Raw genomic sequence first — 828 nt, 5'->3', positions numbered from 1 at the left:
GGCAGATTGCAAGAAATAACTTGAACGAATTTAGTGACGTAGATTAAGCAAGAAGATCTCGATTGGTGTATGCCAATTAAGACATTTAAGTGGCCGTGAATTCAGATACCAATTGATTTGAACCAGTTGGTAATCACTTAGTTCTTCAATGGCTTGTCCCTTGGGAATAAACCGTCGCAAAACTCGGTTACGGTTCTCATTACTACCGCGTTCATGTGGTGAATAAGCATGGGCAAAATAAACCGGAGTACCAGTTCGCTGCTCAATTGCCTGGTAGTTAGCGAACTCTTTACCATGATCTACGGTAAGCGTCTTGAGCTTGTCTTGAAGTTGACTAGCTAGTTCAAGTACGGCTTGAGTCATGGACTGACTGTCGCGACCATGGAGCCGTTTAACAATTGTCAGGCGACTCTTACGCTCCACAAAAGTAGCCACAGCTTGACCTTTACGTTTGCCAGAAAGTACGGTATCAGCTTCAAAGTGGCCGAACTCCTGGCGAGTTTCGACTTTATGAGAACGCTCCTCAATGGAGCGGCCGTGACTGAACGTACCACGCTTTTCTTTAGCGCGATGACGACGAATTCCATGATCAGGCAAATCGGGCAACTGTACATCAAGCCATCCTTGATCAATCCAGTTATAGACCGTCTTGTAGGCAATTCCAACTACATGGGCAACTTGTTCAGGGGACCACTTCTGGACTTGAATCTTTTCCTCGATCAAGTGTTTAAGGTTTTTAGTGAGCGAAGACTTCCGCCCCCGTTGACTAACCTTGCGTTCAAAGTCAGTTTGCGCTAGTTCAGCTTGATACTCACCGTTGAGCCGGTG

The 828-nt window shown here is 46.0% G+C and carries 1 protein-coding gene; it reads right to left on the bottom strand.

The annotated features are described in order from the left end of the window. Positions 1-30: 30 nt before the first annotated feature. Positions 31-828: IS30 family transposase (locus HUK49_RS10580; RefSeq protein WP_191913667.1), on the bottom strand; the 798-nt coding region annotated here is incomplete at its 5' end.

It is taken from the genome of Limosilactobacillus portuensis (genome assembly GCF_014838735.1).
Lineage (GTDB): Bacteria > Bacillota > Bacilli > Lactobacillales > Lactobacillaceae > Limosilactobacillus > Limosilactobacillus portuensis.
This window is presented reverse-complemented; position numbering and strand designations above follow the sequence as displayed.